Here is a 5,999-nt window from a genome sequence, read left to right on the forward strand (position 1 = left end):
ATAGATTACTATTAAAAAATATTAGCTACTCATAGTGGTTACTCAATTCTGGTTTTTGGAATAATTGCTTGTATTTGAATTAATAATATTGATTAATATTGAAAGTCAAATATTATTATTCAATCGGACCAAATTCAAAAATCGAATCAATTTTGATGAAACTTATTGCACCCCTTTTAATCTGTATTTCTCTTTATTCCTATGGGCAAAATAGAACTGAGTTTTACAATCAAATAGAACAATTTATTGATAATGATCAGCTTGAAGAGGTTGTTGCCCTTGAGTCTCAAGTGGCAATAAACACGGCAGTTCTAGATACTTTATCAGCTGACATATTTTCAATTTTTGGAGAAACTTATTTAGGGTTTAATGATTTTGAAAAAGCCATTACTTATTATGAGAAAGCTCTCAAGGTAAGAGAGCAACTAAACCCATTAGAAACTACTGGTTATAGTAACGTTCTATATAACCTAACTGATCTGTATCTTGAAATGGGTAAGTTTCCTAAGTCCATTCAGGCAGGAGATAAGTTGCTGGCAGTAGATTCAAAACTTTTTGGAACAGATTCAGATGTATATTTAGGATCTGTTCTGTTCTATGCTGATATCTTTATTGAGACCGGTAAATATTCGGATGCACTATCAGTTCTCAATAAACAGTTAAAAATTTCTAAAAGTGATGATTATGCAGTAGCACTTCTAAATGCAAAAAAGGGTGATGTGCTATCCCTACTTGGAAATTATGATGATTCTAAAGAATTGTTAGATGAAGCGAGTTCCAGCTTTTCTGGTTTTTCTGATACTTTGAATTTTGAATTAACCCAAGTTGCATTAGGTTTGAATTATATTAATCAAGGGAAATACCCCATTGCCGAGTCGATTTTTTTGCAAGCTAAAAGCAACCTTAGCTTGATGAATGATACTGAATTCGTAATCAATGATATTGATAATAATTTGGCGGTTGCTCAAATGGCATTGGGGCGCTCTACTGAGGCTATTTCAGTTTATAAAGATTTATTAAGTCAGGACTCGACAACGTTTGGTAAGGTTCATCCTAATTATTTGACTTCGCTTATCAATATAGGCACTGCTTATACTGACACTAAGAACTATGAGTTGGCTGAAAATTCGTTGAAAGAAGCACTTGAGATTTCAGCTCAACTATATGAAGAGGAGAGTGAAGTAACAGCTCAAATTTTGAATAATTTGGCAAATGTTTACCGGGAGAAGGGGCAATATAATTTAGCTATTACAACCCTAGATAGGTCAAGGAAAATTACTGAAAAGGTTGAAGGTAAGAAGAGCGCTAATTACGCCAATACAATCTTTAATATTGGAAAAACTGAGTTGCTTCAAAATGCTTCGAGTACCGAGAAAACCTTGCAAGAGGCCTTAAAATTAAGAAAGTCAATTTTGGGAGAGAATCACCCAAAATATGCTGAGGTTACTAATTATTTAGCACTTTATTATTGGAAAAAGAATGACCTTAAGAATTCAAGGAAGTATTTCGAGAAGACTTTTGAAAACTTCTTTGAGCAAATCAAACTGTTTTTTCCATCACTAAGTGAGGAAGAAAAAACTAAGTTTTATTTAGAAAAGCTGAGGCCAACTTTTGAACAATATAACTCTTTAGCAGCGCAGATAATGACAAGTGAACCGGATATTCTGGGGCAGCTCTATAATTATCAGTTAAGAACAAAAGGCATTATTATGGTCGCAACAGAGAGGCTGAGGAGGAATATATATAACAGTAATGATTCTTCGCTAATTGAAGATTTTAATGCCTGGAAATCGACTAAAGAACGACTTTCGAAGCTGTATTCAAATAATGACCCTAGACAGAGTTTGGTTGATTCATTAAACGAGTCTGCCAATCAGATTGAAAGGAGTCTTGTAAGCAGGTCATCTCAATTTGCACAAATATATAATGAGGAAATTCCAGATTGGAAGAAGGTGCAGGCATCACTCAAAGAAGACGAAACTGCAGTAGAAATAATCAGGTATAGAGTGTCTGATCCTGGAAATGGAGGTGCTTTTAATGATGAGGTGCATTACCTAGCGCTTATTATTGATGTTAGCTCTGAATTCCCAAGGTCTGTTAAATTAACAAGAGGTAATCTGATGGAAGGCAGGTATTTGAATAATTACCGAAACTCTATTAGATATCAAATTGAGGATAATTATACTTATAACGAGTTGTGGGCACCTTTAGAAAGTCAATTCAAAGGAGTAAAGAAGTTGTATATTTCACCTGATGGTGTTTACAATCAGATAAACCTAAGTACTTTGGTTAATCCTAACACCAGTGAGTATTTGATTAAGGAGATCGAAATTCAGGAAGTGACCAGCACACGTGATATATTTCCATCATCTAATTTTGGTAAATCATCAGAGTCCAAATACCTTTTAGGTTTCCCAGCTTATACATTGGCTAAAAAAGAAAAGTCAGCTGAATCGGGGGTAAAGAGAAGTTTACGTGGTGTTGACTTTTCTGAAACACGTGGTTTGAGAGGAGGTCTATTAAGATATATGCGAAGTGGTGAGGGTATAGCAGAATTACCTGGTACCAAAACAGAGGTTGAAGAAATTACCAAAATTTATGAGGACCAGGGTATAGCGCCCAATACGCTCACAACTAGTGAAGCCAGTGAATCTAAATTGAAGGAAATTAGTAATCCGGGCATTTTACATATAGCTACTCACGGATACTTCCTGGAAAATGTGAAGTCACCAGATTTTGAGGAAAGTAACAGGTACTATCAAAATCCACTACTCAGAGCAGGCATAATACTGGCTGGAGCTGAGGACTTTTTGATATCTGGCAGCAATCCTATTGATAATGAGGATGGAATACTAACTGCCTATGAGGCCATGAATATGGACTTAAATAATACTGAATTGGTAGTATTGTCGGCCTGTGAAACCGGTCTTGGAGAAGTATCTAATGGTGAAGGTGTTTATGGACTCCAAAGAGCTTTCAAAATAGCAGGAGCTCGTTATTTGGTCATGAGTATGTGGAATGTTGATGATGACGCTACACAAAGACTAATGACGCTGTTCTACGAAAATTTGGCCCAAGGAAAAGAAAAGTACTATGCATTTAGAGATGCCCAACTTGCGCTTATGAAAGAATACCCAGAGCCCTTCTATTGGGGAGCATTCAAAATTGTGGGCGAATAATGCCTTGGTCTTCTATTAATTAGCATTTAAATTCAGAATATAATTAAGGAGTAATTGAAATTAGTTCTAGTTTTGTTTGCATTAACATTCAGATATTGATTATGAAAAATTTAGGAATTTTACTTCTGGTTGCTGTAGCGAGTTGTTCACAACCTAATCAGAATTATTATGGTGAAAAAATAGATAATAATGAAGTGGTTAGCATTTCACAAGCTAAATCATTGATAGATAACGGTAAGAAAGCTAATGTAAAGTTAGAAGGTGAAATTTTAGCGACCTGTGAAAAGAAAGGATGCTGGATGACAATGAAGATGGACGATGGAGAAGAAATTAGAGTCACATTTAAAGATTATGGATTCTTTGTGCCAACAAGTGGAGCAGAAGGTAAGATAGCAATAATTGCAGGTGAGACGGTAAAAGAAATCACTGACGTAGAAACCTTGCAGCATTATGCTCAAGATGCTGGCAAAAGCGAAGCCGAGATAGCTGCCATTACAGAACCAAAAGAAGAATACAATTTCGTAGCAACAGGAGTAATCATTGTTGATTAGTATTTGAGCCTTCAATGGATAAAATTTTAAAAGAGATACCTCAAGAGGTTCGAAATCGCGCTCAAAAGATAAAGGCCATTTTGTTTGATGTAGATGGAGTACTAACCGATGGCTCAATTATATACACGAATAGCGGTGATGAGATAAAAGCCTTTAATGTAAAAGATGGTCAAATAATTAGCCATTTGAAAAGGTTAGACTTTGTAGTTGGAGCAATTACTGGCAGGGAATCGGCCCTAGTTGAAAGAAGGTGCCAGGAATTAAAACTTGATTATTGCTTTCAGGGAGCTAAGGATAAGTTTCAGATAGTTCAAGATATAGCAGCAGAGCGGGGTTTGAAGCTTGACGAAGTAGCCTATATAGGTGACGATATCATTGATTTAAGAGTGATTAAAAATGTAGGTTTGGGGGCTGCCCCAGCTGATGCACTTTCTTACGTCAAAGATGAGGCTCATTTCATTACTAAAAAGAGTGGCGGAAATGGGGTGCTGAGAGAGTTAGGGGATATGATTTTAGCTCAGCAAGGAAAATTAAAACAAATCATTGAAGACCATACCTAATGGAAAAGTTTATAAAACCTATTAAAGTAACTGAGAACATCAGCCTTGGGGGTGATAAATTGGTGCTTTTTTCGGGGCCATGTGCCGCTGAAAGTTTGGACTTATGTCTTGAAGTTGGAGAACAGGTGCAATCTATTTGCAAGAGCCTGGATATTGAATACGTGTTCAAAGCGTCATTTGATAAAGCAAACAGAACATCTGTCAACTCTTATAGAGGATTAGGTATGAAAGAGGGGTTAGAACTGCTTTCTGATGTGAAAAGTAAATTAGGTGTTCCTATCGTAACTGATATACATGAGAGCCATCAAGCCACAGAGGTGGCAACTGTAGCAGATGTGCTGCAAATACCTGCTTTCTTGTGTCGCCAGACCGATTTGCTGATTGCAGCAGCTGAAACCGGTAAAATGGTCAAAGTGAAAAGAGGGCAATTTATGGCTCCCGAAGATATGAAATATGCTGTTGACAAAGTGAGAGATTCAGGTAATCCCAACGTTTGTTTAACTGAACGAGGTGTGAGTTTCGGGTATCATAATTTAGTAGTAGATATGCGAGCTTTACCTACAATGAGGCAGTATGCTCCTGTTGTGTTTGATACTACTCATAGTGTACAACAGCCAGGAGGACAAGGTGGCACTTCAGGTGGTCAGAGAGAGTTTGCACCTTATTTAGCCAGGGCAGCAGCAGCGGTAGGTGTTGATGGGTTTTTCGTAGAAACACATCCAAATCCAGAAAAAGCATTGAGTGATGGACCTAATATGGTACCATTGAATGAGATGGAAAACTTCCTAAAGATGTTGAAAGAGGTTTGGATGCTTGGCAAGCAGTATGTTAATTAGAGGATATTTTTTAGACTGATGGGTAGATTTCTAACGTTATTAGTCCTCGTTGGGCTTTTTTTTGCTTCATGTGTTCCGAATAAACGCCTTGTTTATCTACAAAAAGATGAGCCAGAAAGAGATGCTGTAACTCAGTCAGATTCATCCGTGCGAGTTTATCAAACTCAATTTTCAGAATATATGCTTCAACCAAATGATGTGATTTCTATCCGTATTGCTAGTATAACGCCCAAGGAGTTTGATTTTGTGCAGAATTACGAAGAACAACTAGGGCTTATCAGACGACTAAATCAATATGACCAATCATTACAGACTGAAGGAAGCAATCAAAGAAATATGAATGGTGGCAATAGTGGAAGTGGATTAAGTAGTTTAGTATTGGATAGACAGCAAACAGGTTTTATTCTAGATAGCGAAGGCATGTTAGAACTGCCTTATATTGGTAAAATTAAACTGTCTGAAAAAACTATAGCTGAAGCTGAAACAGAATTAAGAAAAAATTTGCTAAAGTATTTTGAAACTCCGGTTGTTCGGGTACAACTTTTAAGTTTTCAGTTTACTATTTTAGGTGAAGTTAATAATGAGGGTAGGTATACCACTTATGACCCTAATAGTACAATTATTGACGCAATTATTTTAGCAGGTAATCTCACTGAATTTGCCGACCGTTCTAAAATAAAAGTTGTTAGAACGGTTGATAGCAAGGCTGAGGTAGTATATGTAAACACCTTGAGAGAGGAGTTATTACAGCAAAATGGATTTTATTTAAAGCCAAATGACTTAATAATTGTCGCTCCTTTACAAGCCAGGGAAACAAGAAAGTACATACTTCCAACTTATTCCACTGTTTTGGGTGTTTTTGGTTCATTGGTG

5 protein-coding genes are annotated in these 5,999 nt (G+C 36.6%); all 5 read left to right on the plus strand.

Translation table 11 applies throughout. The features are described 5' to 3' along the window. Positions 1 to 155 precede the first annotated feature (155 nt). Complete coding sequence (locus E1140_RS02410; RefSeq protein WP_155178663.1) at positions 156 to 3,179, plus strand: CHAT domain-containing protein; 3,024 nt, start codon at positions 156 to 158, stop codon at positions 3,177 to 3,179. 101 nt (positions 3,180 to 3,280) lie between these two features. Continuing rightward, complete coding sequence (locus E1140_RS02415; RefSeq protein ID WP_155178665.1) at positions 3,281 to 3,730, plus strand: DUF4920 domain-containing protein; 450 nt, start codon at positions 3,281 to 3,283, stop codon at positions 3,728 to 3,730. Positions 3,731 to 3,744: 14 nt separating this feature from the next. Continuing rightward, on the plus strand, positions 3,745 to 4,290 hold the full coding sequence (locus E1140_RS02420) for a KdsC family phosphatase (RefSeq protein ID WP_155178667.1): 546 nt from the start codon (positions 3,745 to 3,747) through the stop codon (positions 4,288 to 4,290). Then, complete coding sequence (kdsA, locus tag E1140_RS02425; protein ID WP_155178669.1) at positions 4,290 to 5,126, plus strand: 3-deoxy-8-phosphooctulonate synthase; 837 nt, start codon at positions 4,290 to 4,292, stop codon at positions 5,124 to 5,126. Before E1140_RS02420 ends, kdsA begins: the two co-directional genes overlap by 1 nt. Before the next feature lie 18 nt (positions 5,127 to 5,144). Next, the coding region (locus tag E1140_RS02430) for a polysaccharide biosynthesis/export family protein (RefSeq protein ID WP_155178671.1) at positions 5,145 to 5,999 on the plus strand (855 nt) is incomplete at its 3' end.

Origin of the sequence: Fulvivirga lutimaris (genome assembly GCF_009711525.1) — a bacterium.
Classification (GTDB): Bacteria; Bacteroidota; Bacteroidia; order Cytophagales; family Cyclobacteriaceae; genus Fulvivirga; species Fulvivirga lutimaris.